1 protein-coding gene is annotated in these 1,594 nt (G+C 56.3%); it reads left to right on the plus strand.

All coding sequences use genetic code 11. From position 1 onward, the window contains the following. Positions 1–270 precede the first annotated feature (270 nt). Positions 271–1,449 carry an IS110 family RNA-guided transposase gene (locus HMPREF9069_RS05895; protein WP_021626271.1) on the plus strand — a complete coding sequence of 393 codons (1,179 nt, stop codon included), beginning with the start codon at positions 271–273 and terminating at the stop codon, positions 1,447–1,449. Positions 1,450–1,594: the final 145 nt, after the last annotated feature.

Raw genomic sequence — 1,594 nt, forward strand, 5'->3', positions numbered from 1 at the left:
CTCCTATCTTCTAGTTGTTGCCTTTTCAGGCCGAATATCGAATGCTTGTCGAGGCAATGCAGATCTGGCGGACGGGATGCCGACATGTAATATGGGGCCTCCAAGGACCTCGTAACAGGGAGAGTGGCATAACCGTCCCACCCAGGCTGGCCGCGAATAAGCTGGATGGGGACACAACAGGGTGCACCCCGGATCTCTTCTAGGAGGCTGCGGTCCTGGGCGGTTGCTGACGGGTGTCCGCCTGCTGCGCCAGGAAGGAGGGTTGGTGCCATGTACTACATGGGCGTGGACATCGCGAAGAGGGTGCATGTGATCGGCGCCGTTGATGAGAGGGGCAAGGCTGTGTGCAAGCCTATGTCCTTCAAAAACTCGGGTGACGGCTTTGAGAGGTGCATATGCTGGCTCGAGGGGCTCGCGGAGGAACCCGACGATGTTTTGGTGGCGATGGAGGCCACCGGACATTACTGGATGGCGCTATTTAGCCACCTAGTGGCCGCAGGCTATGCAGTCTGTGTGATTAACCCCATGCAGGTCAAGGCCGTGCGTAAGCTTAAGGGCATGGAGCACGTGAAGAACGATCGCGTCGACTCTGAGCTCATTGCTGAGACACTGAGAATCGGCCAGTGTGAGCCGAGTGCACTCGCCGACGAGAAGGTCCAGTCGCTTAGGGTCCTCACCCGCTATCACCAGTCGATAAAGGGCGACGTTGCCGAAGTGAAAACCCAACTCATATGTATCCTCGATGCCTACTTCCCTGAGTATGAGAGTCTCTTCTCAGATCCCATGTGTGCCTCATCGCTGGCGCTATTGGAGTTGGCACCACTTCCTGCTGACCTCGTGCGCAGGAAGGCCACTACGGTCTCAAGGACGCTTTTAGAAGCGTCCAGAGGAAGACTTAGCGAAGGCAAGGCCACAGAGGTCATGGAGGCCGCTAAGACATCTGTGGGTTACAGGATCGGTTCTGAGGCTGCCTCGATACAGGTTCGCTCGTTGGTAAGGACCATCGAGTTCCTGCAGGATGAGGCTAACAAGATCGCCGCGCGGATCGGCGCGCTACTGCGCGACATTGAGCCTTTGGTACTGACCATCCCCGGAGTTGGAGAGGTCACCGGTGCCCAGATCGTGGCCGAGATAGGTGACATATCCAGGTTTGCCAGTGCCAAGGCACTTGTGCGCTACGCAGGTCTCGACTCAAGCGTGAGTCAGTCTGGCGAGTTCGACTCCGGTGGAGGCTCCATCTCCAAGGGTGGAGACCCCTACCTGAGACGGTCCATCTGGCTCGCCGCAAGCCGCGCCTGGCAATACGATACCAAGCTCAGAGAGTTCTACAGAAAGAAACGGGCTGAGGGCAAGCCGCACCGTGTGGCTGTGACAGCGGTTGCAAGGAAGCTGTGCCACATCGTCTTTGCTGTCATGCGCGACAAGAAGGAGTATGACCCAGACAGATAGTCTTGTAGGACATTGTCCCCACAAGCATTCGATATTCGACTTTCAAGGTGCCTGACTTGCTCTGGTACTTTGGTCTTTGCCTACTTAAAAACTGTCCTTAAATCTCCTCTTGAAAATGCTTGACAAGCCATAGCTGGTCTCCTTT

The organism is Atopobium sp. oral taxon 810 str. F0209 (assembly GCF_000466405.1).
In the GTDB taxonomy this organism is placed as follows: Bacteria; Actinomycetota; Coriobacteriia; order Coriobacteriales; family Atopobiaceae; genus Olegusella.

Bases quoted from the DNA above. Each gene is read 5' to 3' on its own strand.
- HMPREF9069_RS05895 (WP_021626271.1), top strand. From the start codon at position 271: ATGTACTACATGGGCGTGGACATCGCGAAGAGGGTGCATGTGATCGGC.